This is a genomic window from Ralstonia pickettii, from assembly GCF_016466415.2.
GTDB lineage: Bacteria > Pseudomonadota > Gammaproteobacteria > Burkholderiales > Burkholderiaceae > Ralstonia > Ralstonia pickettii.
This window is the reverse complement of the sequence record NZ_CP066771.1, coordinates 2,121,406-2,146,317: the sequence shown is the minus strand read 5'-3', so window position 1 is coordinate 2,146,317 and position 24,912 is coordinate 2,121,406. Positions and strand designations below refer to the sequence as shown.

Below are 24,912 nucleotides of genomic sequence, written 5' to 3'. Positions count from 1 at the left end.
AGAATAGCCGGTTTGGATTGCAAGTCCTTTTTCCCATTTTTGGGGGAGTGAGCGTGCCCATGGTGAAGGTGAAGACCTCCGCGAAGGCCGGTTCCAAGGCCAGTCCTGCTTCTGATTCTGCCAAGCGATCCTCATCGGCGCGCGGCTCGGGAGGAGGAAAGACATCAGCGGGAACGGCGAAAGTCGCGAATGGTCGGACTCATGTAGGGCAGGCGGGATCGACAGGAGTGAAGGCCACTGCGCCGGCAAAGACGGGGAAAACCCAGCCGCGCCAGACCGCCGATATCGCCGTCGCCGCCAAGACTGTCAAACCGACAGCGCGCACAAAGGGCGCGATCCAATCTTCAACCTCAGGCAAGGTCTCGACGTCGATGAGCACGAGCGCCAGACCTGGCGGCACAGCCGCTTCCGTCGCACTCAAGGGCAAGACAACCACCGTGGCGAAATCGAAAGTTACCGAAGTCGAGAGCAAGCAGACCCCTGCCAGCGCAAGCGCAACCAAGACGGGTACCGCTCGTACCAACACCGCAGCCAAGCCAGCCAAGGCGGCCGCGGAGGACACCAAGCGCACCGCCCAGGCAGAGGCCACCCCCACAACTCCTCCCGCGCCCCGCGCCGAAGCAGCAGCCGAGCCCAAGAAGCGCGGCCGCAAGCCCAAGGCAGAGACGCAGGCAGACGACAGCAGCACGGACGTGACTGAAGAATTTGACACCCCCGCCGCTCCGGCACCGAAAACCGAAAAGCTGAAGGCCCGTGACCGCAAGGCCAAGGAAAAAGCCCTGCTCAAGGAATTCGCTGCCTCGCAGCAAGGCGGTTCGGAAGAAGAGCTTGAGGCCCGCCGCCAGAAGCTCAAGGCGCTGATCAAGCTGGGCAAATCGCGCGGCTACCTGACCTACGCCGAAATCAACGACCACCTCCCCGACGACATGGTCGATGTGGAGTCGCTGGAAACGTTGGTTGCCACGCTCAACGACATCGGCGTTGCCGTGTACGAGCAGGCGCCGGACGCCGAAACGCTGCTCCTGAACGACAACGCACCTTCCGTGACCACGGAAGAGGAAGCTGAAGAAGAAGCTGAAGCCGCGCTGTCGACGGTTGACTCCGAATTCGGCCGCACGACCGACCCGGTGCGCATGTACATGCGCGAAATGGGCACGGTTGAGCTGCTGACGCGCGAAGGCGAAATCGTGATCGCCAAGCGCATCGAAGCCGGCCTGAAGGACATGGTCATGGCCATTTCGGCCTGCCCGGTCACCATCTCCGAAATCCTCGCCATGGGCGAGCGCGTGGCCAACGACGAAGCCAAGATCGACGAGTACATCGATGGCTTGATCGACCCGAACGCCGAAGCCGATGCAGCCGCTGCTGCTGAGGAAGAGGAGGAATTCGAGGAAGAGGAAGCCGAAGAAGAAGGCGACGAAGAGGAAGACGAGGACGATGAAGGTGCCGGCGCTGCCGCAGCTTCGGCCCGTCAACTCGAAGAGCTCAAGCAGGCCGCGCTGGTCAAGTTTGGTGTGATCGGCGAGCAGTTTGACAAGATGCGCCGTGCGTTCGAGAAGGAAGGCTACAAGTCCAAGCCTTACGTGAAGGCACAGGAAGCCATCCAGGCCGAGCTGATGACGATCCGCTTCACGGCGCGCAACGTCGAGCGCCTGTGCGACACGCTGCGCGGCCAGGTGGACGAAGTGCGCAAGCTCGAACGCGCCATCCTGAACATCGTGGTGGACAAGTGCGGCATGCCGCGCAGCGACTTCGTTGCGCGCTTCCCGGGCAACGAGACTAACCTGAAGTGGATCGAGACCGTGGTGGCCGACGGTAAGCCGTACAGCACCATCGTCGAGCGCAACGTGCCGGCTGTGCACGAACTGCAGCAAAAGCTGATCGACCTGCAGGCGCGCGTGGTGCTGCCGCTGGCCGAGTTGAAGGACGTCAACCGCAAGATGTCGGAAGGCGAGCGCCGCGCTCGCGAGGCCAAGCGTGAGATGACCGAGGCCAACCTGCGGCTGGTGATCTCGATCGCCAAAAAGTACACCAACCGCGGTCTGCAGTTCCTCGACCTGATCCAGGAAGGCAACATCGGCCTGATGAAGGCGGTGGACAAGTTCGAATACCGTCGCGGCTACAAGTTCTCGACGTACGCCACGTGGTGGATCCGTCAGGCGATCACGCGTTCGATCGCCGACCAGGCGCGCACCATCCGTATTCCGGTGCACATGATCGAGACGATCAACAAGATGAACCGCATCTCGCGTCAGATCCTGCAGGAAACCGGCAATGAACCGGATCCGGCAACGCTGGCCGAGAAGATGGAGATGCCGGAAGACAAGATCCGCAAGATCATGAAGATCGCGAAGGAGCCGATCTCCATGGAAACGCCGATCGGTGACGACGACGATTCCCATCTGGGCGATTTCATCGAGGATACGAACACGCTGGCCCCGGCCGAAGCGGCGCTGCATGGTTCCATGCGCGGCGTGGTGAAGGACGTGCTCGATTCGCTGACGCCGCGCGAAGCCAAGGTGCTGCGCATGCGTTTCGGTATCGAAATGAGCACTGACCACACGCTGGAAGAAGTCGGCAAGCAGTTCGACGTGACCCGCGAGCGTATCCGTCAGATCGAAGCGAAGGCACTGCGCAAGCTGCGCCATCCGAGCCGCTCCGACAAGCTGAAGAGCTTCCTAGAGGGAAGCTGATCTTCTAGCGAAGCAGGCGATTTTCCGAGTGGGCTCGCGCCCACTTTCAGGTAAAATCCTGCGTCGGGCCCGGCCTAAGCGCCGGGTCTCTTTTTTTCTCGTTTTACAGGGCCGGACGCCGTGCTGGTTGCAGGCAGCGGACTCATAATCCGCCTCCGAAAGGACACCGTGGGTTCGAATCCCACCCGGCCCACCATTCTTTCCCCTCCCGCCTTTTCTTCCCTTTCTTCCGCGTTTGTATGCCATTCCATGTGGCGGCTTTTTCTTTTTCTTACGCGCGTTATTGTCTCGGGATCGTATTTTGCTAATGCGGTGGCTCCCGGCGAAATATATTCATTTCGACATAATTGAATAAGCCGCACTGCGCGGGCATTCCCCCCAACCGGAGGGAGGAGTTTAAAACGCTTCAAACGAAACGGTTTCATTCCCGCGTTTGAAAGGCCACCAAACCGCGCCGCGCCTGCTTGTGCGGGGGATTGCCGCCGCTGTTTTGAATGAAATCTCTATTTACTTCATACTCCGGCCGGACCATAGTTTTGGCCATAACGATAAGTAAATAGCCAGTAGCGTATCCTTTGGAGACACAGGATGTTACGCATTCAAAACGGGCCCTTCCAGCATTCCGCTTTTGCGCGTGCCCACGCGCGTCATCGCCATCGTCATCACTGCAGCAGCGGTGGTGAAGCTCATCCGCGCTAGCAGCATTACCACGATTTTTCTTGGGATCGGCGCCCAGCCGATCAGCGTGATACCGGCCGATTACCGGTAACGCGACCCAAGCACGCCCGTCGTTTTTGACGTTTGCAAGTCGATCTGCCGACTGGGCAGATCGTGCGCTGTCGGCTGCAATTCGCCGGCAGGCGGGGGTATTGACCGGCTGTTCCACATATTCGCCGGCCCACAACACAACAAGTTCCAAAACGTGAGGAGACAACCATGGGTAGTCGACGTCATCTTTTTGTTGTCATGGCAATCAGTTGCATAGTTGCCATGCCGTTCATTGGCGGGTGCGGCGGGGCAGACGACCCCGGCTTGTCGGATGTTGCGCAGTGTTCGGGCAGCTCTTGCCCGCCCAGCGGAGCGGTCACCACACCGAGCACGCCGACCAGTCTGTGCCCGGCAGCGCTCGACTACACGACGACGTACACGGGCGGCTCGGGCAGCGGCGAGTACATCAAGGTCAAGTTCGACACAAGCAAGAACACGTACCAGATGCAGTTTCTGGAATCGTCGGTGCCGACCTCGGCGGGGCAGGTCAATACGACGCGCAAGGGCTTGACCATCAACGGCACGTTCGTCCATCCGACCAACTTGCCGACTCCTGAGCAGAACCGCTGTGCTTTCGTGCTGCAGTCGGGCAAGACGGCGGACAACAGCTACGCGATCACCGTCAATCCGCAAGACCCGCCGATGCTGTTTGTCGGCCAGGGCATCGTGGGGGGCGGCATTCCGGGGGCGACGATCCAGTTTGCCGGCATTCAGCCGATTCCCGGCGTCGTGATTGGCGCAGTGCCCTCGCGCACGTTCGACTTCTATCCGTTCCTGGGCTTCTCCGAGACAGTGACGGATTTCTCGCAGGTTGCTGGGCGCTACAACCAGGTTGGCGTGCATGTCACGCCCACGGGTTCGGGCAACCAGACCTCGGCGCCGCAAGGCTGGCAGCCCGACGCCGTCAACTGGACGCAAAAGTTAAAAGCGGACGGCTCGTGTACGGCCGAAGGGATCGACTATTCCTGCCACACGACGGGCACGCCCTGGACGCTGCGTCAGAACACCGATGGCTCGCAGGACAACGTGTTTGTCAGCAACCCGACCAGCAGCAGCGTGCCGTATCCGTATGTCGGTCAAGTGTCGCCGCTGGTGCTGCTGGCGCCGAGCCAGGCCAAAGGCATTCTGATTGCCGGCAAGCTCAACGGGCAGGTGGTGCCGGTGGTGATCCGTGTCGGCTATTCGCATAGCGATCCGACAAACCTGCTGGCTTCGGTGGCGGATGATCAGATCGGCATCTCGATCCTGTCACCTGCAACGGCGATCCCGGCCAACGCGCTCAAGGGGGGCTATGTGGGGGCGACCAGCGGCTCAGCTTGCGGCGTGGTCACCAACAACGGTCCGAGCGGTGCGCCTGCCAGCGGCAACGGCTTGAACGCGACGATCGATCATCCGGAGCTGTCGGGTTCCTACAGCGGTGGCTTCTTCCACGCCAATGCCGGCAACTGCAGCGACGGCACGGCTGTATCGACGCTGGCCGCCAACTACACCTCGACGCTGTTCCAGAACGGCACCGCCGCCTTCATCAACCCGCTCACCTCGCGTGTGACGGCGCAGTTCGGGCTCGACTACACGCAAAGCTCGCCGGGCAAGCTGATCGTGACCGCGCAGAACGACTTCAACGCGCGGGGCGCCAGCGGCAACGTCGCGTTGTTCAAGGCGGGAGACACCGGCGTGGCGGTCAAGGTCGGCAACGTGTACGCGATGCTCATGAACAACAACAAGTACAACCCGTTCTTCACGGTCGGCGCATTCGTCCAGTGAAGCGCGCAGCAACGAAAACCACATGCGGCGGCGTGCGTGACATGTACACGTGGCGTCGCCGCGGCTGAACAACAACATGGAGGAGACGCAAATGCAATGGCGTAAATGGTTGGTCGTGCTCGCGTGCGCGCCGATGGTGACGGCGTGTGGAGGCGGCGGAGATGATTCGCCGGCCCCGGTGATCCAGCGCCTGTGTCCGCAGGCCATCGACTACAACACCGTGTTCACCGGCGGGTCGGGCTCGGGCGAACTCGTGAAGGTGCAGCTCGACACAACGAAGATGACGTACCAGATCACGTATCTGGCCTCGCCAATTCCGGTCAAGACGGGCACCGTGGCGCCCACCCGCGATACGGCGCCCAACAACGTGCAGACCGGCACGCTCACGCAAGAGCCGGCGCTGCCGACCGAGAAGCTGAACCAGTGCGCGTTCCGCCTGAATAACGCGAGCCTCGATCCGAGCCGGCCTGCGCGGTTCTTCCTCGGGCAGGGCGTGCTCGGCGGCACGATTCCGGGTGCGACGATTCAGTTCGACGGCATCGTTGGCGTGGGCAAGATTGCGCAGACCACGTTCCCGTATTACCCGTTCATCAGCTTCTCGAACACCGAGACCGATCTGAACAGGATCGCTGGCAATTACAACCAGCTTGGCTATCACCAGGTGCCGTCGCAGAGCTTCTCGCAGCAGGCGGTCGATGCCCGGTTCACCATCAATGCGGATGGCACCTACACCGAGTGCGACAACCTCGGGGTGAAGAACGGCGGGGCGTGCCTGACGTCAAGCGCGACGGTCAACCAGAAGCTGACGCTGCGCAGCGACGCGCCGGCCTTCACCACGCTGAACTATCAGCCGCAGGTGCCGGCAACGGTGTCGTCGCTGGATCCGGCCAAGGCGGGCAAGGGCGTGATGATCGTGGGCAAGCTGTATGGCCAGCTCGTGCCAGTCTTCATTCGCGTCGGTGCGGCCAATTCCGACTTGACGGCCGGCCCGCCGGTGGCAGACGACGAGTCCGGCATTTCGATCATGGCACCGGTCGGCAACATCGCGCAGGGCTCGCAAGACGGCGAATACACCGGTGTGGACAGCACGTTCAACTACCGTGCCACGGCGCTGGTGGGCGCGCAGGCCACGATGCTCGATCCGTTCAACGCGTCGCAGGCAGCGCTGGCGCGACCGCTGAACCTGGATTTCACGCAGACCGTCCCGGGCGTGATCCGGACCACGCAGACCAGCGCGCCTGCCGGCTCGGCCCCGACGGGCAAGCTGATCTTCACCGGCAAGACCTTCGGCTTCCTGGACATGAGCGATACGAAGAACCCGTACTTCACCGTGGGCGCCTTCGTGCAGTGATGTTTCCGGAAACACACGCCACGGGGCGCGGCACAGAGAACCGCGCTCCGCTCAGAACAACAGGAGGAAGCATCATGAAGAAACTGACTGTCGCATTGATGGCGGCCTGCGCATCCGCAGGCGCCATGGCGCAGCAGGCCGGTGACAACGTGGCGACGGTGGGCTGGTTCCACATCATGCCGCAGGACTCGAGCAACAACCTGACCACCAGCGTGATCAATGCGCCGATCAATGATCCGCTGCGCTTGCCCGGCAGCTTCACGTCGCCCAACAGCGGGCTGCGCGTGAGCAACGCCAACACGCTGGGCCTGACGCTCACGCACTTCTTTACCGACAACATTGCGCTGACCACGATTGCCGGCGTGCCGCCCGAATTCAAGCTGACCGGGCATGGCGTGATCCGCGCACCCGGGCCCGCAGGGGCGCTCGGTCACGTCGATCTGGACGACCCGTCCAATCAGCCCGCCGTGCGCAAGGCCCGCCAATGGAGCCCCGGGGTCATCCTGCAGTGGTACTTCGGGCACGCGCAGTCGACGTTCCGTCCGTTCGTGGGCGTGGGTGTGGTCTACAGCTTCTTCACCAACATCGAGCTGAATCCGTACTTTGCGGCGGCCGTGAATCGCGAACTGGGCAGCGTCCTGGCAGCGGGGGCAGGCAAGCCGGGGCCGACGTATGTCGAGGGGAAATCGTCGTCGTCGTGGGCGCCGATCTTCAACCTCGGTGCGAGCTACGCGATCAACAAGCAATGGGCATTGACGGCAACGGTCTCGTATCTGCCGCTCAAGACCGAGGCGGCGACCGTCATCAAAGCGTCGGATGGCACCACGCTGGCCACCACCAAGACCACGCTCAAGGCCAATCCGATCATCACGTTCGTTGGGGTGTCGTACAAGTTTTAGCCGGGTGTCGGCTGTCTGCGCCTGGCTAATCGGCGCGGCGTGATTCGAGCGGGAACCGGTTCGCGCCGCATTCTTAAGGCGGTTTCTACCGTCAGTTCTAGTGAGGCAATAAATGAGCACACGTAAAGTCGTAACTCTTGCAGTTGCACTCGCACTTGCCACCGTAGCAGCCACACCCGCACTTGCCGTCACCGTTTCGCGTGTCGATGGTCAACCGATGAACCCGAATGGCGAGCCATTCTCGGTCACCGGGGCGACCACGCTGTCCAAAGGCTCCATCAGCGCCAATTGCACAGCGACCTTCACCGGTACGATCACGCCTTCGGGCATTGTCAACATCACGTCCACATCGTTTACCGGCGGCGGGACGTGCGGCCTCATCTCGGGCGCGACCCCGTGGACTGGCCAAGCCGACAGCACCACCCAGCTGTCGATCAACAACGCGGGAGTCAGCGTATTTCTGCTGGGCAGCTGTGGCCCCAGCAAGGTCGTAACCACCTGGAACGATCCGAACTCGTCGCTCACGTTCACCAACGCATTGCTCACGCCGGACTGTACGGTGAGCGGCACGGTGGTGTCGACGCCGAAGTTCCACGTGCAATAAGCACGTACCCGGTTGACGGGCGGTTGCGCAGCCGCCGTCGATTGGTCTGAAGCATGGGCCCGGCATGTCGGGCCTTGTTTCTTTTCCGGGCCGGCTTTCTGTGTGGGCAATACCCCTGTCGTCAATGGCGGCAACGCAATGCGCTGGGCGGTGGCATGATCCGGCTTTTGCCGCTGCACCGGGGCAGCGGTCTTTCCCAGGAGCCAAGACATGCGTTTGCTTACTTCTGTCGCCGTGATAGCCGTGGCCGCCGCGATGGCGACGTCTTTCGGAGTCGCCCAAGCCCAAACTGCAACTTCAGCCGCTACCGCTGCCACGCAACAACGCACCCAAGTGCCCGGTTACTACCGTATGGCGCTGGGTGACCACGTGGTGACCGCGCTCTACGACGGCTACACCGATCTGCCCGCCAAGACTCTGCTTGGCCTGAACGCGCAATCGGTGCAGAGCCTGCTGGCGCGGATGTTTGTATCGAACACGCCGGGCATGCAGACGGCGGTGAACGGCTTTCTGATCGACACGGGTGCCAAGCGCATCCTCGTTGATACGGGGTCGGGCACGTGCTTTGGCCCGACGATGGGCGGCCTGGCCGGCAACGTCCGCGCCTCCGGCTATCAGCCCGAGCAGATCGATGCCGTGCTGCTGACGCACCTGCATCCGGACCACGCATGCGGCCTCCTGACGCCGCAAGGTCAACCGGCCTTTCCGAATGCGCAGGTGTATGTCGCCGCGCCGGAAGCCGATTTCTGGCTGAGCGAAACGATTGCCGCTTCCAAACCGAGCGACATGCAACCGTTCTTCAAGATGGCGCGCGACTCAGTGGCGCCATATGCCGCTGCGGGCAAGCTCAAGCAATTCAAGCCGGGTGACGAGGTGGTGCCCGGCGTACGGTCGGTGCGCGCCAACGGGCACACGCCGGGGCATAGCGGTTACCTGTTCGCATCGAAGGGACACAGCCTGCTGGTGTGGGGCGATATCGTGCACAGCCACGCCGTGCAGTTCCAGCACCCCGAGGTCGCGTTCGAATATGACGTCGACAAGAAGGCTGCTGTCGCCACGCGCCGCAAGCTGTTTGCGGAAGCGGCGCGAGACAAGCTCTGGGTGGCCGGCGCTCATCTTCCGTTCCCGGGGCTGGGGCACGTGCGCCGCGAGGGCAACGCCTTCGCCTGGGTGCCGATCGAATACGGCCCGCTGCGCACAGACCGCGCTGATTGATGTCGGACTGATCGGTTAAGCGCCCGCCGGCGGCTTCCTCTTGCAAGTGGTCGGCAGGTCCAAATCCTCGGCCGCCGTAGTGCTCTCGGTCGTGTGTCCCTATTGGGTGCCGTCATAGGCAACCTTGACGATCTTTCCGTCCACCGGCGAGATCGTCGATACCACGCTGGGAGCAGCAACTGGCGGCCGATCTTGCGCACCGTGACGTCGCCCAGAAAAGCTCTGTTTTTGCATGCCTTCCCGCGCCAGCGCAATCTGCAGTGGATTACTGGCGGCATGTCTCCTCCCGGTATGCGTTCTCGGCTACCAGGTGTCGATGAAGCGGCGGGTGGCGGGGTCGCGTGTGTGCCTTGGCGGTGCGGGCGGCGCCGATTGCAGCCCGCGCAGCAGCCAGCGGCGCGTATCGGCCGGGTCGATCACGGCGTCGATTTCGAGATAGCTGGCGATGTTGAGCGCGCGGCCTTCCTCGTAGGCGGCCTCGACCATCTTGCGGAACAGCGCCTCGCGCTCGGCGCGGTCTTCCACCGCTTCCAGCTCTTTGCGGAACCCCAGGCGGATGGCGCCTTCGATGCCCATGCCACCGAATTCGCCGCTGGGCCATGAAGCGGTGAAGAACGGCGCCTGGAAACCGCCCGCGGCCATGGCCATCGCCCCAAGGCCGTAGCCTTTGCGCAGCACGACGGTGAAGAAAGGCACGCGCAGGTTGCCGGCCGTCACGAACATGCGGCTGACGTGGCGTACGGTGGCGGTTTTCTCCGCTTCGGGCCCGACCATGAAACCCGGTGTGTCGCACAGCGAGACGATGGGCAGGTCGAACGCGTTGCACAACTGCATGAAGCGTGACGCCTTGTCCGCTGCCGCAGAATCGATGGCGCCGCCCAGGTGGCGCGGGTTGTTGGCGATGCAGCCGAAGGCGCGACCTTCGATACGGATCAGCGCGGTGACGATGCCCACGCCAAATGCTTGACGCAGTTCCAGAACCGAACCTGTGTCGGCCAACGCGTCGATCACGCCGCGCATGTCGTAGCTGCGCATACGGTTTTCGGGAATCGCGTGGCGCAGGTGGCGCACGTCGCCGGCCTCCCAACTGGCAAGCGGGCCCTGGAAGTAGCTCAGGTAACGGCGTGCCGCATCGACGGCTTCGGTCTCGTCGTCGACCAGTACATCGATCACCCCATTGGGCGCCTGCACGCTAACAGGGCCAACTTCTTCGGGTGCGTATACGCCAAGGCCGCCGCCTTCAATCATGGCGGGGCCGCCCATGCCGATGGTCGCGTCGCGCGTTGCGATGATCACGTCTGCGCAGCCCAGCAGCGCAGCGTTACCTGCAAAGCAGCGGCCCGACACGATACCGATGGTCGGCACCAGCCCAGACAGCCGTGCGAAGTGAATGAAGGTCGGGCAGTCCAGGCCGCTGACGCCGCGCTTTTCAGTGTCCCCCGGCCGGCCGCCGCCGCCTTCGGCAAACAGCACAACGGGCAGCTTCCATTGCTGCGCCAGCTCCAGTGCACGGTCGGTCTTCTTGTGATTGAAGGTGCCCTGGGTGCCCGCCAGCACGGTGTAGTCATACGCGAGCACCATGCAGCGCGCGTCCTGATCGGGGAAGTGCGAGCCGTTGACGGTTCCGATGCCGGTGATGATGCCGTCGGCCGGCGTCGAGCGGATCAGATCGTCGAGTGCGCGCCGCTGGCGTTGCGCTGCGATGGCAAGCGCGCCGTACTCGATGAATGAACCGGCGTCGCACAAGTGGTCGATGTTCTCGCGCGCGGTGCGCTGGCCGGTCTTGCGGCGGCGGGCAACGGCATCCGGGCGGTTATCGTCAAGGCCAAACGCATGGCGGTCGATGACGGCCTGCAGGTCGGGGCGAATGTGGTCGAGGTCGATCTCTGCGTCGGCTGCGGCACTCTCGTGTTGGGCATCGCTGGGCTGCAGCACGGCCAGCGGCTGGCCTTCGCGCACCGTTGCGCCCGACTGCGCGCAGACTTGCAGCACGCGTCCGGCCGCGGGTGCGATGACGACGTGCTCCATCTTCATTGCTTCAATGACGGCCAGCACCTCGCCGCGCGCGACCGTGGCGCCGGCTTGCGCATGCATCTGGATCAGCGCGCCATCCATTGGCGCGGTGAGCACTTCGGCGTCGTCAGGAAGCTCATCGAGGAATGACGTAACGGGCGTCATATCCGGGGTGGTGACCGACGTAGCGTGCAGGGCAGGGTGCGCTTCACCGTTGCCGGCTGCCAGGTCGGCGAGCATCGCATCGAGAAACTGCGTATGCACGGCGTTGGCTTGCACGTCGGCGTCGCGCAGCAGGTCCTGCAGCAGCCGCTTGTTGGTGGCCAGCCCTTCGATGCGGAATTCGCACAGCGCGCGGTACGTCTGTGCCAGCGTCTGCGCATACGTGCCGTGTGGTGCGTGGACGATCAATTTGGCCAGCAGCGAATCAAAGCGCGGGTTCGGACGGTAGCCCGCATAACCGCAGGTGTCGACGCGCACGCCGGGGCCGTTGGGCGCCTCGAATGCGGTGAGCGTGCCAGTGGAGGGATGCGGCTGGCCGCTTGCATCAAGGGTCTCTGCGTTGACGCGTACTTGAACGGCGTGGCCGCGCGGTGCGATCGGCCTAGCAAGCCCCAAGTCCGTGAGCGACGCGCCTTGCGCCAGCGCCAGTTGTGTCACCACCAGGTCGACGCCCGTCACCATCTCCGTGACGGTGTGCTCGACTTGCACGCGTGGGTTGGCTTCCATGAAATAGAACGTGGCGTCCGGTGCGCCTGCGTTTTCCACTAGGAACTCGAACGTCCCAATGCCGCTGTAGCCTGCCGCTTTGGCGAGCGTGACGGCCGCGTCGGCGATGCGCGTGCGCAGGGCGTCGTCCAGCGATGGGCTGGGCGCGATCTCGATCAGCTTCTGGTGACGGCGCTGCAGGCTGCATTCACGCTCGCCGAGGTGCGTAACGTGGCCGTCCGTGTCGGCGACGATCTGGATTTCGATATGGCGCGGCGTGGGCACCAGCGCTTCCACGTAGACGTCGCCGCTGCGCGGTTGGTCACCCCCGGCGGCAGTGGCTTCGGACACGCAACGCGCATACGCGTCGGCAATCGCCTGCGCATCGTGCACGGCGCGCATGCCACGCCCGCCGCCGCCCGCCACGGCCTTGATCATCATGCCGTGCGAGTGTGGCAGCGCGGCGAAGAACGCGCGCGCCTCTTCAAGGGTGGTTGCGCCTTGCGTGCCACTGACGATGGGAATGCCCGCCTCATGCGCAAGCGCCCGAGCGCGTGCCTTGTCGCCGAAGAGGTCAAGCACGTGCGGGGACGGTCCGACGAATTGCACGCCAGCCTGCGCGCACTGGCGTGCGAAGGCAGCGTTCTCGCTCAGGAACCCATAGCCCGGATGAACAGCATCGGCGCCGACGGCCCGTGCGGCAGCGAGGATTGCCGCGCCATTGAGATAGGCACGCGGGCCGTTGCCGGGCAAGGGCACGGCTTCATCGGTGCGAAGGGGATGCAGTGCGTCGCGGTCATCTTCGGAATAGACGGCAACGGAGGGCAAGCCCATCGCGGCGGCTGCACGGGCAATGCGAATGGCGATCTCGCCGCGATTGGCGATCAGCAGTTTGCGAAACGTCATGGAGCGGGGTTGTTTAGAGCTGTTCAGCGAGCGGTGCGAGATCCTGCTTGCGCACGTTGCCGGTAGCCGTGAGCGGCAGCGCGTCGACGATGCGCACGATGGGTACCTTGTAGACGGCCATGTTCTCGCGGCGCCCGCCGGTGAGCAAAGCGGTCGGAGAGATCGTCAAGCTGAGCGAATGTCGTGTCGTGCCCGTAGAAATGGATTGCTGGCTTGTCTGGCGTGATGCGCGCCCAATGCCGCAGATGGTCGGTGAGGGCAACGCGCCCGATGGGGTAATGCGGCTCACGTGGGGGATCGACCGGCCATGCGCGCGCCCAGAGGGCGCGAACGCCGCCGAGATCGTCGGACTCGTCCATCGCCAAAGCTTGTCTCCGATGGGTTGTGCAGTGCGTGCGCAGCGTCGCGCCGCACTATCTATACCGCAAAGTAATTTTGTATACCAACGGGTATAAATATAGAAAGCGTTCTTTGATGCGTCAAGCATCGGAAAGCGAGGCAGTCGCCACGATGCGCGGATGCCCCGGCGCATCTGCGGGCGGCATGCGAAAATACGCGCCATGTCCACCGTCCGCAAATCTGCCGTTCCCGACGTGCAACCGTCTGCTGAAACCGAGGCCATCGAGGCCTCTGGCGTCACACCGCCGGCCACGCGCCCGCACATCGCCGAGCGGCAGGAGGCCCGGCGCCGGCAGATCCTCGATACTGCCGCGCAACTTTTCTTCACCAAGGGCTATGCCGGCATGACGATGAGCGACCTCTGCAACGCGCTCGGCGTGACCAAGCCGGCGGTGTACTACTACTTCACCGACAAGTACGAGATCTTCGATATTCTGTGCCGCGAGGCCGCGCAGATCTGCCTGTCGGCCATCCGGGAAACCGCCGATCCGGCCCTGCCCGTGCGAGAGCGCCTGCAGGCGTGTCTGCTGGAAATGGCGCGTCGTTGCATCGACTTCCACTACGCTGCGGCACTAACGTATCGCGATCGGCAATACCTGCGTCCGGAAACGGTGGAATGGCTGCACGGCATGTCGCGGGCGTATTACCGCGATCTCTATGCGCTGCTCGACGAGGGCAAGCGCGCCGGCGTGTTTGACTTTGGCGATGCGCGCGTCGCCGCGCACTCGATGGGCGGCGTGATGGGGTTCATGTATACGTGGCACGATCCGTCGCGCATCGACGCCGGCGTGCTGGCGCACGAGCTGTCGAGCGCCATGATGAAGATCATTCTGCCGGCCGCCCCGGCATCGGGCGCTACACGCGCGTCGTGAGCGCCGCCCCGGCCGGTGCCTTCGGCAACGCGGGCAGGCGGAAAATCTCGGGCGTCATCAGGTCGATGCCGCAGTCGAGCGTCTCAACCCAGTCGATGAACCGCTTGACCATGGCTTTGCCGCGAAACGCTTGGCCGTGCTGCGGCACGATCCATTCAATATCGAGCCCCCGCACCATCTCTGCCCACAGCCGGCACACCCGGTTGCCGCTCATGTAGCGGCGGTGAAAGGGCGCCATCAGCGCCAGGTGGGCGTCGAAATCTTCCACGGGCTTGGCGGCCACGTTGGCATACACCATCGATGCCCCCAGATCGCCCGAGAACAGGATGCGCGACACCGGATCGTAAAACTGGAAATTGCCTTCCGAATGGAGGAAATGCGCCGGCACCGCCAGCAGATGCGAATCCCCCAGCGGAATCGCCATGCCCGTATCCGGGATTGGCACGATGCGGCCTTCAGTCTTGCCGACGTTGCAGAAATGCGGGAGAAACCGCTCCCACACGCGCGAAATCAGGATGTCGCAACTGGAACTCGTGAGCCACCGTCCCGCCGGAGCGACGATGTCCGGGTCCGCATGCGAGGCCAGTACGTAGTCAAGCTGCTTGGGCGGAAAGTACCGGTTCATCGCCAGAAACAGCGCGTTATAGGTCATCTGGCCGCCCGGATCGATCAGCGCGCCGTGGCCGTGATCGACGATGAGGAACTGGTTGGTCTGCACCGGCAGGTCATCGTGATCGTCGACGAGGTCGGAGAACATCAGGCAGACATGCTCGGGCGATTCATAGAGCGTTGTGACCATGGGAGAGGGCAGGGCGCAGGTTGGAATGCCTGGATGGTGGCGCAGCGCGTGCCCGGCCCACTTGATCCGTGTCAAGGCAGCTGTGGCGCTGCCTTCGGCTCGCGTGGGCGGATCATCCGTCCCGGGCCGGTTCTCACGTGATAAACTTTTGATTTTTAACGCTTTGCGCGAGCCGCACGCGGGTTTTCCGCCTGGGTTTGGCGCGCCGCCATGCCAACCGGCATGCCGCATCTCCCCCTATGAATACTGCAACGATGTCTGAAGCGTCAGAAGCACCGGCCAATGAATCGGTGACATTCGACAGCTTCGGCCTGCATCCGGACGTCCTCCGCGCGCTGACCGAAAGCGGTTACACCAAGCCCACGCCCATCCAGGTCGCCGCCATTCCGGTAGTGACCGCCGGCCGCGACGTCATGGGCGCCGCACAAACCGGCACCGGCAAGACCGCCGGTTTCTCGCTGCCGATCATCCATAACCTGCTGCCGGACGCCAATACGAGCGCGTCGCCGGCGCGCCACCCGGTGCGGGCGCTGATCCTCACGCCCACGCGCGAGCTGGCCGACCAGGTGTACGACAACGTTGCCAAGTACGCGAAGTACACGGCGTTGCGCAGCGCTGTCGTGTTCGGCGGCGTCGACATGAACCCGCAGACGGAGCAGCTGCGCCGCGGCGTCGAAATCCTCGTGGCAACGCCGGGCCGCCTGCTCGACCACGTGCAGCAGCGCAGCGTGAACCTGTCCCAGGTGCGCATGCTGGTGCTGGACGAAGCCGACCGCATGCTCGACATGGGCTTCCTGCCCGACCTGCAGCGCATCATCAACCTGCTGCCGGCACACCGCCAGACGCTGTTGTTCTCGGCGACGTTCTCGCCGGAGATCAAGAAGCTGGCTGCGAGCTATCTGCGTCATCCGCAAACCATTGAAGTGGCACGCAGCAACGCCACGGCAGAGAACGTCCGCCAAGTCATCTACACCGTGCCGGACAACCATAAGCAGGCCGCACTCGTGCACCTGTTGAAGCAGCGTGCCGAGCAAGGTCTGCCCCGGCAGTGCATCGTCTTCTCCAACAGCAAGATCGGCTGCTCGCGGCTGGCGCGTGCGCTGGAGCGCGAAGGCATCAACGCCAACGCCATTCACGGCGACAAGACGCAGACCGAGCGTATGCAGACGCTCGAAGCGTTCAAGCAAGGTACCGTCGATGTGCTGGTCGCCACCGACGTGGCAGCGCGCGGTCTGGACATCTCTCAGATGCCGTGCGTGATCAACTTCGACCTGCCGTTCAACGCAGAAGACTACGTGCACCGCATTGGCCGCACGGGTCGTGCCGGCGCTTCGGGTGACGCACTGTCGTTGTTCGCCCCGGGCGATGAACGCCTGCTGGCCGATATCGAAAAGCTGATCAAGCGCAATCTGCCGCGCGAGCAACTGGCCGATTTCGATCCGACCGGCGAACAGGCGCGTGACCGTGAACGCCGCGAGCGTGACGAAAAGCGTGCCCGCGGCGAAGTCCGTCGCGCCCGTGAGCGCGATGAGCGTAACGGCGCCCGCGTGCTTGATCACACGATCGTGCGCCCAGCGTTCCGCCCATCGGACGATCCGTTCTTCAACCGCCCGTACGAATCGTCTGTGCCGGCGGAATCGGCGGAGGCCGCCAAGCCGGCACAGCCCGCCGGACACCCGCGCACCGCCAAGCGGCCGATTGCGGCCTTGCTCGGTGGCGTGCCGCGCAAGCGTTAAGTCAGTCGACGGAAAGCGGCGGCGCTCCTGCCGCCCGGGTCAATTGCATCAGGCCAGCTGCGCCAGGCGATTGGCCCACGCCGGGACGGCGTCCCGGTAGAACCCTTCCACATCCCCTGCACGAATCTCCAGCCCGAGGTGCCGCGCCGCTTCGGTGAGCGCAGCTAGCGGTTGACTGCGGTTGATGGCGCGCGCGCCGGTCTGCTTGCTGAGTTTCTCACCATCGGGGTTCACCACGACCGGCACGTGCAGGTAGCGCAACGCGGGCAGACCGAGCAACTGTTGCAGATAAATCTGGCGTGGCGTCGAGTCGAGAAGGTCGGCGCCGCGCACGACGTCCGTGATGCCTTGCGTGGCATCGTCCACCACGACTGCAATCTGGTACGCCCACATACCGTCGGCGCGCTTGAGAACAAAATCGCCGACAGCTTCAGCCATGTTCTGGCATTGCGTGCCTTGCCAGCGGTCGTTGAAGCAGAGCGTAGCGGCATCGGCATGGGGCACACGCACGCGCCATGCGCGCGGCGGACGGCCGTGCAGCCCGTTGCGGCATGTGCCGGGATAAATGAGCGTCTGGTGACGCACGTGCCCGTTGGCGTCGATGCTGGTGACGGAATCCGCGATTTCGCGGCGCGTGCAGCCGCACGGGTAGAGGCTGCCAACGGCCTGCAGTTGCGCAAGTGCCTGCTCAAAGCGCGGGAGGTGCGTGCTCTGCCACTGCGGGGCTTCGTCGGGAATGAGCCCGAGCGCTTCCAACGTAGCGAGGATGTCGCGATCGGCGCCGGGCACATTGCGCTGGAAATCGATGTCTTCGATGCGCACGAGCCACGTGCCGCCGTGCACGCGCGCATCCAACCAGCTTGCCAGTGCGGTGACCAGCGAGCCGATATGCAACGGCCCGGTGGGTGAGGGCGCAAAGCGGCCGCGATATTGGCTGCGCGACGACTTGGTGGGTTCCGAAAAATCGAGATTGGCTTGGGACAACGCTACGCTCCAGGCGCAGAGGTCGATTGCGCTATTGTGCGCGATTTGGCGGCCTGAGGCGCCTACTGCATCATCAGGGCCTGCCCCAGGCGCGGGTCTTCCAGCTTGTCGACCCACCATTGCAGTGCCTTGCCGCGCATGTTGTTGCGCCAGGCCACCTGAAACGTGCCGGCGCGCTTGTCTTCCGAGGTTTCCTTGGCGATCAGCACCCCAGAATCCAGATACGGTTGAGCCAACGGGACCGGTAGCCAGCCACAGCCCAGGCCACGAATCTGTGCCTGCACCTTGTCGGCCATGGATGGCACCACCAGCGTGTCCTGTCCGGCCATCACGCCGATGGTGCGTGCAGGCAGATTGCGCGACGTATCGCCCACCGCAACGATGCGATGTCGCGTGATGGCGGTTGCAGGCAACGGCTCTTCCAGCTGCGCCAGCGGGTGATGTGCCGCCACCGCAAACACGAAAGGAATGTTGCCCACCGTGCGCGTCTGAATGCCCTGCACCTGCATCACTTGCGCCGGCCCGATCAGCAGATCTGCGCGGCCCGACAGCAATGCGTCCCACGTGCCGGCCAGGACCTCACGGCAGAAGCGCAAGCGCGTGGCGGTGTTTTCGGCATAGAAATCCTGGATGACGGGCATGAGTGCGCGAAAGTGCACGAGATCGTCGACTACGATGGTCAACGTTGCTTCCCATCCGGTGGCCAGCCGTTTGACGCGGCGCGCGAGGTCATCGGCAGCCTGCAGCAGGTGGCGGCCCTCGTCGAGCAGCGCACGGCCTGCGGGCGTCAGTTCTGCCCGGTGGCGGCGTCGGTCGAACAGCAGGACATCGAGATCATCTTCCAGCTTGCGCACCACATAGGTCAGCGCCGACGGCACTTTGCCCAGTTCGTGCGCCGCGGCGGCAAAGCTGCCCTTGCGTTCAATTGCGTCCAAGACTTCCAGGGATTCCAGCGATAGCGCCATATTCAGAATTTTTGATGTATTGAATCAAAGCCGTACCGCGCAACTATAGCCAATCTGCGTACCATGCACACATCAACGCAGTAATTTGGATAGGAGATTCATCAAAATGATTGAAATCCGCCCCTCTCAAGATCGCGGTTACGCAGACCACGGCTGGCTGAAGTCGTATCACAGCTTCTCGTTTGCCGATTACATGGACCCGCAGCACGTTCAATTCGGGCCGCTGCGTGTCATCAATGAAGACCGCGTCGCCGCCGGCATGGGCTTTGGCACCCACGGCCACCGCGACATGGAAATCATCAGCTACGTGCTGGACGGCGAGCTGGCGCACAAGGACAGCATGGGCAACGGCAGCGTGCTGCGCCGGGGCGACGTGCAGCGCATGACGGCTGGGACAGGCGTGCGTCACTCCGAGTTCAACCACGCACAAGACCAGACCACGCATTTTCTGCAGATCTGGGTCCTCCCGGCGCAGTTGAACCTGACGCCGGGCTATGAAGAGCGTCATTTCGACGAGGCGGCCAAGCGGGGCAAGCTGGCCTTGATCGCCAGCGCCGATGGCCGCGATGGATCGGTGAAGGTGCACCAGGATATGTCGCTCTACGCCGGCAAGTTCGACGGCGCGGAAACTGCGTCCCTGCCCATCGCTGCAGGCCGCCGCGCTTATGTGCACGTCGTGCGCGGCAAGGTGAGCATCAACGGTCGCACGCTGGTTGGCGGCGATGCGGCCAAGCTGACGCAAGAAGAGAAGGTGACGCTTTCCGGTGGCGAAGACAGCGAAGTGCTGGTGTTCGATCTGCCGTAATGTTGGTGGCGCACGCTTTGTGCGCCATTTTTCTTTTTCCGTTGTTCCCAGCCGTTCCCTAAACCCAAGAGGATTCCCATGGCACGAGTTGCAGTCGTTTATCACAGCGGTTATGGCCACACGAAGAAGCAGGCAGAGGCCGTCTTTGCTGGCATTCAAGGTGCCGGCGCCGAAGCGCACCTGATCTCGGTCACTGACGTCAACGATGACACCTGGGCGCTGCTGGCCGGCGTCGACACGATCGTTTTTGGCGCCCCGACCTACATGGGCGGTGTTTCGGGCGACTTCAAGAAATTTGCCGATGCATCGTCCAAGGCGTGGTTTACCGGCGCGTGGAAGGACAAGATCGCCGCCGGGTTCACGAACTCCGCATCGATGAACGGCGACAAGTATGCGTCGATCCAGTACCTGTGGACGCTGTCGCAGCAGCACGGAATGATCTGGGTCGGCACAGGCATGATGCCGGCTAACAGCAAAGCCGCCACGCGCAACGACGTGAACTATCTCGCTGGCTTTGGCGGCGCGCTGGCGCAATCGCCGTCGGATGCGAGCCCTGAAGAAGGTCCGCTGCCGGGTGACCTGGAAACCGCCAAGCTGTTCGGTGAGCGCATTGTCGCCATCACGAACCAGTTCGTGCGCGGCCGACAGTAAAACGGATTGCTCAAAGAAAAACGCCGGCGTGCCGGCGTTTTTTTTTCGGGCGTACGACGAAGGGTCAGAATCGCGTGCCCGCTCCGCAGAAGACGCCACGGTTCGACCCGCCCTCGCAACTCGCCGCGCAACCGCCCAATGCCGCAAGGCACAGCGCGGTGACGAGGAGGCGGGCGGCGAGGCGCTTCATGCGGCGGCGCGGGTTTGGTTGCCTGCGCAGTGGGGGCAGCGTTGGCCGGGAATGTAATCGGCGGATTGCTGCTCTTCCGGCGTCACCACGGCGCGGCAGGCGAAGCATTGCTTTGGTCCCGCCGGCAGCAGTTCGGCGTTGAGCGCTGTGCGGTGGTCGAACACGAAGCAATCGCCGTCGTAATGCGCGCCTCCGACTTCCTCGAAATACTTCAGGATGCCGCCTTCGAGCTGATAGACGCGCTCGATGCCGATCTCCTGCATGTGGATCGCCGCCTTTTCGCAGCGGATGCCGCCGGTGCAGAACGACACGACGGTCTTGCCGGCAAAGTCGTCCTTGTGCGCGGCAATGGCGGGCGGAAACTCAGTGAACTTCTTGAGGTTATATTCGACGACGTTCTTGAACGTGCCCACGGCGACTTCATAGTCGTTGCGCGTGTCCAGCATCACCACCTGGCGGCCCTCGTCGTCGTGGCCCTGATCGAGCCAGCGCTTGAGGTCCGGCGGCGCGACCGACGGCGCGCGCCCCTCTTCCGGGCGGATCAGCGGGTGGCGCATGGTGATGATTTCTTTCTTCATGCGCACCAGCAGGCGGCGGAACGGCTGGTGGTCGGACAGGCTTTCTTTCGGTGCCAGGTCGGCAAAACGCGGGTCGGCACGCAGCCAGCCAACGATACCGTCAATGCCCTCGCGCGAGCCGGCCAGGAAGATGTTGATGCCCTCGGGCGCCAGCAGCACGGTGCCCTTCAGCTCGCGCGCCTGGCACTCGGCCAGCAGAGCGGGGCGCAGGGTTTCGCGGTCATCGAGGGTGACGAATTTGTAAGCGGAAATATTGACCATCTGCATGTGCTGCCGCGCCATTTTCTGGCGCCTTGGGTAACCCGTTGATTCGTAAGCCGAAATTATAGCCGCCCGCGCAGCCGTGCGGGGTTGCTCCGGGTCAATCGGGCACGCCCGGAATGCTTTGCGGAAGGTGTCACCCGTTACAATACGCGGATGAATTCGCCGCGCTTCGTCCACCTCCGTCTCCACTCCGAATATTCCGTCGTCGATGGCAATGTCCGTCTCGACGATGCCGTCAAGGCTGCCGCCAAAGATGGCATGGGCGCCTTGGCGCTGACCGATCTCGCCAATGCCTTCGGGCTGGTGCGCTTCTACAAGGAAGCGCGTGGCAAGGGCGTGAAGCCCATCGTCGGGGCTGACGTGTGGATCACCAATCACGACGAGCGCGACAAGCCGACCCGCCTGCTGTTGTTGGTGCGGGACAAGCAGGGTTACCTGAACCTGTGCCAGTTGCTGGCCCGGGCCTGGCTCTCCAACCAGCATCGCGGTCGTGCGGAAATCGCCCCCGAATGGTTCGACGAGCCCGGCGTTGAGAATGCGCCGCTGGCCGCCGGTCTGCTGGCGCTCTCCGGCGCCATGGCGGGTGATATCGGCGTGGCGCTGGCCAATGGCAACGAGGCGCTGGCGCGCAAGCTGGCGACGAACTGGTCGCGTGTATTTCCTGGTGCCTTCTACATCGAACTGCAACGCGCGGGGCACGCCGGTACTGAGGCCTACATCCAGCAAGCGGTGAAGCTTGCATCGGCCATGCAGTTGCCGGTAGTCGCCACACACCCGGTGCAGTTCATGACGCCGGACGATTTCACGGCCCACGAGGCACGCACCTGTATCGCAGAGGGTGAACTGCTCGCCAATCCGCGCCGGGCCCGCCGCTTCACGACCGAACAGTATTTCAAGACGCAGGACGAGATGTGCGCGCTGTTTGCCGACATCCCGTCCGCGCTGGCCAATGCGGTGCAGATCGCGCAGCGCTGCAACCTCAAGCTGGAACTGGGCAAGCCCAAGCTGCCGCTGTTCCCGACGCCCGACGGCATGTCGCTGGACGACTACCTCGTTCAGCTCGCCAAGGAAGGTCTGGAAAAGCGCATGGAAGTGCTTTTCCCCGACGAGGCGGTGCGCGAATCCAAGCGCGCTGAGTACTACGCCCGCCTGGAGTTCGAGACCGGCACCATCATCAAGATGGGCTTCCCCGGCTATTTCCTCATCGTTGCGGACTTCATCAACTGGGCGAAGAACAATGGCGTGCCAGTGGGGCCGGGCCGGGGTTCGGGCGCCGGCTCTCTGGTGGCGTACGCGCTGGGTATTACCGATCTGGACCCGCTCAAATACAACCTGCTGTTCGAGCGTTTCCTGAATCCGGAACGTGTGTCGATGCCCGACTTCGACATCGATTTCTGCCAGCACGGCCGCGACCGCGTCATCCAGTACGTGAAGGAAAAGTACGGCAAGGACGCCGTCTCGCAGATCGCCACCTTCGGCACCATGGCCGCCAAGGCCGCGGTGCGCGACGTTGGCCGCGTGCTCGATCTCGGCTACAACTTCGTTGACGGGGTCGCCAAGCTGATTCCGTTCAAGCCGGGCAAGCTCGTTACGCTCGAAGAAGCGAAGAAGGAAGAGCCGCTGCTGGCCGAGCGCGAGGCCAACGAAGAAGAAGTCAAGCAGCTGCTGGAACTTGCGCAGCGCGTCGAAGGCATGACGCGTAACGTCGGCATGCACGCTGGCGGCGTGCTGATCGCTCCGGGCAAGTTGACCGACTTCTGCCCGCTCTACACGCAAGGCGGGGAAGACGCCGGCGTCGTCAGCCAGTACGACAAGGACGATGTGGAAGCCGTTGGCCTGGTCAAGTTCGACTTCTTGGGACTGACCACGCTCACGATCCTTGACTGGGCCGAGCGCTACATTCGCATGCTCGATCCGTCCAAGGCGGAATGGAACTGCAGCCATATTCCGCTGACGGACAAGAAGGCGTTCGACATCCTGAAGACGGCCAACACGGTGGCCGTGTTCCAGCTGGAAAGCCGCGGCATGCAGGGCATGCTGAAGGACGCCAAGCCTGACCGCTTTGAGGACATCATCGCCCTCGTGGCGCTGTATCGCCCGGGCCCGATGGACCTGATCCCCAGCTTCTGCGCACGTAAGCACGGCCGCGAAAAGGTGGAGTACCCCGACCCGCGCGTCGAGCCGGTGCTCAAGGAGACCTACGGCATCATGGTCTACCAGGAGCAGGTGATGCAGATGGCGCAGATCGTGGGTGGTTACTCGCTTGGCGGCGCCGACTTGCTGCGCCGTGCGATGGGTAAGAAGAAGGCCGAAGAAATGGCCGAGCACCGCGCGCTGTTCCGGGCGGGTGCGGCCAAGGACGGGCTCTCCACCGAAAAGGCCGATGAAATCTTCGACCTGATGGAGAAGTTCGCCGGCTACGGTTTCAACAAGTCGCACGCGGCCGCGTATGCGCTGCTGGCGTACTACACGGCTTGGCTCAAGGCGCATCATCCGGCCGAATTCATGGCAGCCAACATGTCGCTCGCCATGGACGACACCGACAAGGTGAAGATCCTTTACGACGATGCCCGAGGCAAGAACGGCCTGACCATCCTGCCGCCGGATATCAACGCCAGCCAGTACCGTTTTGCACCGACCGACGCCAAGACCATCCGCTACGGCCTGGGCGGCGTGAAGGGCAGTGGCCAGGGCGCGATCGAGGACATTCTGCGTGCACGCGAAGACGGCCCATTCAAGGACTTGTTCGATTTCTGCGAGCGTGTTGACCGTCGCCAGGTCAATCGCCGGACGATCGAGGCGCTGGTGCGGGCCGGCGCCTTCGACAGCCTCAACGACAACCGCGCGCAATTGCTCGCGTCGATCGGCCTGGCCATGGAAGCCGCCGAGCAGAAGGCGGCGGCCGCCAACCAGGTGTCGCTCTTCGACTTGATGAGCGGCGACGACGCCGAGCAGCATCGTCCCGAACTCGTCGACGAGCCGGCCTGGTCGACCAAGCGCAAGCTGCAGGAGGAAAAGCAGGCGCTGGGTTTCTACCTTTCCGGCCACCTGTTTGATGAATACCGTGACGAGGTGCGCCGCTTTGCGCGCACGACGCTGGCCGATCTGGCGCGCGAAGTGACCGACAAGGGCAACGGGGGCGGCTACGGCAACCGCGATGCGCGCAACAAGACCGTGGCCGGCGTGATCGTAGGCCAGCGCACCCAGATGACGCAGCGCGGCAAGATGCTGATCGTGATGCTCGACGACGGCTCCGCCAGCGAAGCTACCGAGGTCACGGTTTTCAACGAAGTTTTCGAAGCGAATCGCGCGCTGTTCAAGGAAGACGAAGTGCTGATCGTGCAGGGCAGCGCCCGCCATGACATGTTCACTGGCGGCGTGCGCGTGACAGCCGAGTCGGTCATGGACATGACGCAGGCGCGCGCCAAGTTCGCGCGGGCGATCCGGCTGTCGATGAATGGCGATTCAACGGCGGCCAAGCTGCGTGATCTGCTCTCGCCGCATGTGGCGGCCGATGGCAATGGCGTCTCGGTACGCATCAACTACGTCTGCGAGCAGGCGCGCTGCGAAGCGGTGCTTGGCGACGCCTGGCGCATTGTTCCGAGCGAAGCGGCGATCGCCGCGCTGCGTCAGGCGCTGGATGCCGAGAACGTGGCAACGGTGTACGAGTAGTTCGAAGATGGCGCGGGGGGCGCCATCGCCGGGCGTAGGCTCGGCACGACTGCGGTCTCAATACGATGATTACTAA

General features: G+C 63.5%; 18 protein-coding genes and 1 tRNA gene. 12 read left to right on the top strand and 7 right to left on the bottom strand.

The features are described from left to right. Positions 1–59 precede the first annotated feature (59 nt). Complete coding sequence (gene rpoD, locus RP6297_RS10125) at positions 60–2,693, top strand: RNA polymerase sigma factor RpoD (protein WP_216863071.1); 2,634 nt, start codon at positions 60–62, stop codon at positions 2,691–2,693. A gap of 108 nt (positions 2,694–2,801) precedes the next feature. Beyond that, a tRNA-Ile gene (locus tag RP6297_RS10120) sits at positions 2,802–2,889 on the top strand. Between the two features lie 225 nt (positions 2,890–3,114). On the opposite strand, the gene RP6297_RS10115 is transcribed toward RP6297_RS10120, so the two are convergent. Beyond that, positions 3,115–3,579, bottom strand: a complete 465-nt coding sequence (locus tag RP6297_RS10115; RefSeq protein WP_147289733.1) for a hypothetical protein — start codon at positions 3,577–3,579, stop codon at positions 3,115–3,117. A gap of 50 nt (positions 3,580–3,629) precedes the next feature. On the opposite strand from RP6297_RS10115, the gene RP6297_RS10110 reads away from it, so the two are divergent. The 5 genes from RP6297_RS10110 (at position 3,630) to RP6297_RS10090 (ending at position 9,294) form a co-directional block, all read left to right on the top strand. After that, on the top strand, positions 3,630–5,225 hold the full coding sequence (locus RP6297_RS10110; RefSeq protein ID WP_037028405.1) for a DUF2957 domain-containing protein: 1,596 nt from the start codon (positions 3,630–3,632) through the stop codon (positions 5,223–5,225). A gap of 91 nt (positions 5,226–5,316) precedes the next feature. Next, positions 5,317–6,576, top strand: a complete 1,260-nt coding sequence (locus RP6297_RS10105; RefSeq protein WP_037028823.1) for a DUF2957 domain-containing protein — start codon at positions 5,317–5,319, stop codon at positions 6,574–6,576. A gap of 74 nt (positions 6,577–6,650) precedes the next feature. Next, the gene (locus RP6297_RS10100) at positions 6,651–7,475 is read left to right on the top strand and encodes an OmpW/AlkL family protein (RefSeq protein ID WP_004631054.1); all 825 of its coding nucleotides are present in this window, start codon (positions 6,651–6,653) and stop codon (positions 7,473–7,475) included. A 112-nt stretch (positions 7,476–7,587) separates the two neighbouring features. Continuing rightward, positions 7,588–8,079 carry a hypothetical protein gene (locus tag RP6297_RS10095; RefSeq protein ID WP_037028407.1) on the top strand — a complete coding sequence of 164 codons (492 nt, stop codon included), beginning with the start codon at positions 7,588–7,590 and terminating at the stop codon, positions 8,077–8,079. Positions 8,080–8,289: 210 nt separating this feature from the next. Continuing rightward, a complete protein-coding gene (locus tag RP6297_RS10090) occupies positions 8,290–9,294 on the top strand; it encodes an MBL fold metallo-hydrolase (protein WP_037028409.1) in 1,005 nt (334 codons plus the stop codon). A gap of 303 nt (positions 9,295–9,597) precedes the next feature. On the opposite strand, the gene RP6297_RS10085 is transcribed toward RP6297_RS10090, so the two are convergent. Beyond that, the gene (locus RP6297_RS10085; RefSeq protein ID WP_037028411.1) at positions 9,598–12,921 is read right to left on the bottom strand and encodes an acetyl-CoA carboxylase family protein; all 3,324 of its coding nucleotides are present in this window, start codon (positions 12,919–12,921) and stop codon (positions 9,598–9,600) included. Between the two features lie 13 nt (positions 12,922–12,934). Further along, on the bottom strand, positions 12,935–13,210 hold the full coding sequence (locus RP6297_RS10080; protein ID WP_155647576.1) for a hypothetical protein: 276 nt from the start codon (positions 13,208–13,210) through the stop codon (positions 12,935–12,937). Positions 13,211–13,481: 271 nt separating this feature from the next. On the opposite strand from RP6297_RS10080, the gene RP6297_RS10075 reads away from it, so the two are divergent. Further along, the gene (locus RP6297_RS10075; protein WP_037028413.1) at positions 13,482–14,192 is read left to right on the top strand and encodes a TetR/AcrR family transcriptional regulator; all 711 of its coding nucleotides are present in this window, start codon (positions 13,482–13,484) and stop codon (positions 14,190–14,192) included. On the opposite strand, the gene RP6297_RS10070 is transcribed toward RP6297_RS10075, so the two are convergent. Next, positions 14,176–14,991: an oxygen-binding di-iron domain-containing protein gene (locus RP6297_RS10070; RefSeq protein WP_037028416.1), complete on the bottom strand. Its 816-nt coding sequence runs from the start codon at positions 14,989–14,991 to the stop codon at positions 14,176–14,178. The two genes, RP6297_RS10075 and RP6297_RS10070, sit on opposite strands and share 17 nt — an antisense overlap. Before the next feature lie 254 nt (positions 14,992–15,245). Between RP6297_RS10070 and RP6297_RS10065 the strand changes: the two genes are divergently transcribed. Further along, the gene (locus RP6297_RS10065; RefSeq protein ID WP_370452736.1) at positions 15,246–16,727 is read left to right on the top strand and encodes a DEAD/DEAH box helicase; all 1,482 of its coding nucleotides are present in this window, start codon (positions 15,246–15,248) and stop codon (positions 16,725–16,727) included. A 48-nt stretch (positions 16,728–16,775) separates the two neighbouring features. On the opposite strand, the gene gluQRS is transcribed toward RP6297_RS10065, so the two are convergent. Further along, complete coding sequence (gene gluQRS / locus RP6297_RS10060) at positions 16,776–17,711, bottom strand: tRNA glutamyl-Q(34) synthetase GluQRS (protein ID WP_037028418.1); 936 nt, start codon at positions 17,709–17,711, stop codon at positions 16,776–16,778. 62 nt (positions 17,712–17,773) lie between these two features. After that, positions 17,774–18,676 (bottom strand): LysR substrate-binding domain-containing protein, encoded by a 903-nt coding sequence (locus RP6297_RS10055; protein ID WP_012762414.1) that lies wholly within the window; start codon positions 18,674–18,676, stop codon positions 17,774–17,776. Between the two features lie 106 nt (positions 18,677–18,782). Between RP6297_RS10055 and RP6297_RS10050 the strand changes: the two genes are divergently transcribed. Together RP6297_RS10050 and RP6297_RS10045 are read left to right on the top strand one after the other, a co-directional pair. After that, entirely contained in the window at positions 18,783–19,481 is a 699-nt protein-coding gene (locus tag RP6297_RS10050) for a pirin family protein (RefSeq protein ID WP_012762413.1), read from the top strand. A 78-nt stretch (positions 19,482–19,559) separates the two neighbouring features. Further along, positions 19,560–20,132, top strand: a complete 573-nt coding sequence (locus tag RP6297_RS10045; RefSeq protein ID WP_027680925.1) for a flavodoxin family protein — start codon at positions 19,560–19,562, stop codon at positions 20,130–20,132. A 186-nt stretch (positions 20,133–20,318) separates the two neighbouring features. Here RP6297_RS10045 and RP6297_RS10040 read toward each other — a convergent pair whose 3' ends face one another. Then, on the bottom strand, positions 20,319–21,167 hold the full coding sequence (locus RP6297_RS10040; protein WP_037028825.1) for a sulfurtransferase: 849 nt from the start codon (positions 21,165–21,167) through the stop codon (positions 20,319–20,321). Positions 21,168–21,317: 150 nt separating this feature from the next. Between RP6297_RS10040 and dnaE the strand changes: the two genes are divergently transcribed. Then, positions 21,318–24,836 (top strand): DNA polymerase III subunit alpha, encoded by a 3,519-nt coding sequence (gene dnaE / locus RP6297_RS10035; RefSeq protein WP_037028420.1) that lies wholly within the window; start codon positions 21,318–21,320, stop codon positions 24,834–24,836. The last annotated feature ends 76 nt before the right edge of the window (positions 24,837–24,912 follow it).

Coding starts and splice junctions, on each gene's coding strand:
- RP6297_RS10045 (WP_027680925.1), top strand. CDS start 19,560: ATGGCACGAGTTGCAGTCGTTTATCACAGCGGTTATGGCCACACGAAG.
- RP6297_RS10105 (WP_037028823.1), top strand. CDS start 5,317: ATGCAATGGCGTAAATGGTTGGTCGTGCTCGCGTGCGCGCCGATGGTG.
- RP6297_RS10085 (WP_037028411.1), bottom strand. CDS start 12,921: ATGACGTTTCGCAAACTGCTGATCGCCAATCGCGGCGAGATCGCCATT.
- RP6297_RS10110 (WP_037028405.1), top strand. CDS start 3,630: ATGGGTAGTCGACGTCATCTTTTTGTTGTCATGGCAATCAGTTGCATA.
- RP6297_RS10065 (WP_370452736.1), top strand. CDS start 15,246: ATGTCTGAAGCGTCAGAAGCACCGGCCAATGAATCGGTGACATTCGAC.
- RP6297_RS10055 (WP_012762414.1), bottom strand. CDS start 18,676: ATGGCGCTATCGCTGGAATCCCTGGAAGTCTTGGACGCAATTGAACGC.
- RP6297_RS10095 (WP_037028407.1), top strand. CDS start 7,588: ATGAGCACACGTAAAGTCGTAACTCTTGCAGTTGCACTCGCACTTGCC.
- RP6297_RS10050 (WP_012762413.1), top strand. CDS start 18,783: ATGATTGAAATCCGCCCCTCTCAAGATCGCGGTTACGCAGACCACGGC.
- RP6297_RS10070 (WP_037028416.1), bottom strand. CDS start 14,991: ATGGTCACAACGCTCTATGAATCGCCCGAGCATGTCTGCCTGATGTTC.
- RP6297_RS10040 (WP_037028825.1), bottom strand. CDS start 21,167: ATGCAGATGGTCAATATTTCCGCTTACAAATTCGTCACCCTCGATGAC.
- RP6297_RS10075 (WP_037028413.1), top strand. CDS start 13,482: ATGTCCACCGTCCGCAAATCTGCCGTTCCCGACGTGCAACCGTCTGCT.
- rpoD (WP_216863071.1), top strand. CDS start 60: ATGGTGAAGGTGAAGACCTCCGCGAAGGCCGGTTCCAAGGCCAGTCCT.
- dnaE (WP_037028420.1), top strand. CDS start 21,318: ATGAATTCGCCGCGCTTCGTCCACCTCCGTCTCCACTCCGAATATTCC.
- RP6297_RS10100 (WP_004631054.1), top strand. CDS start 6,651: ATGAAGAAACTGACTGTCGCATTGATGGCGGCCTGCGCATCCGCAGGC.
- RP6297_RS10090 (WP_037028409.1), top strand. CDS start 8,290: ATGCGTTTGCTTACTTCTGTCGCCGTGATAGCCGTGGCCGCCGCGATG.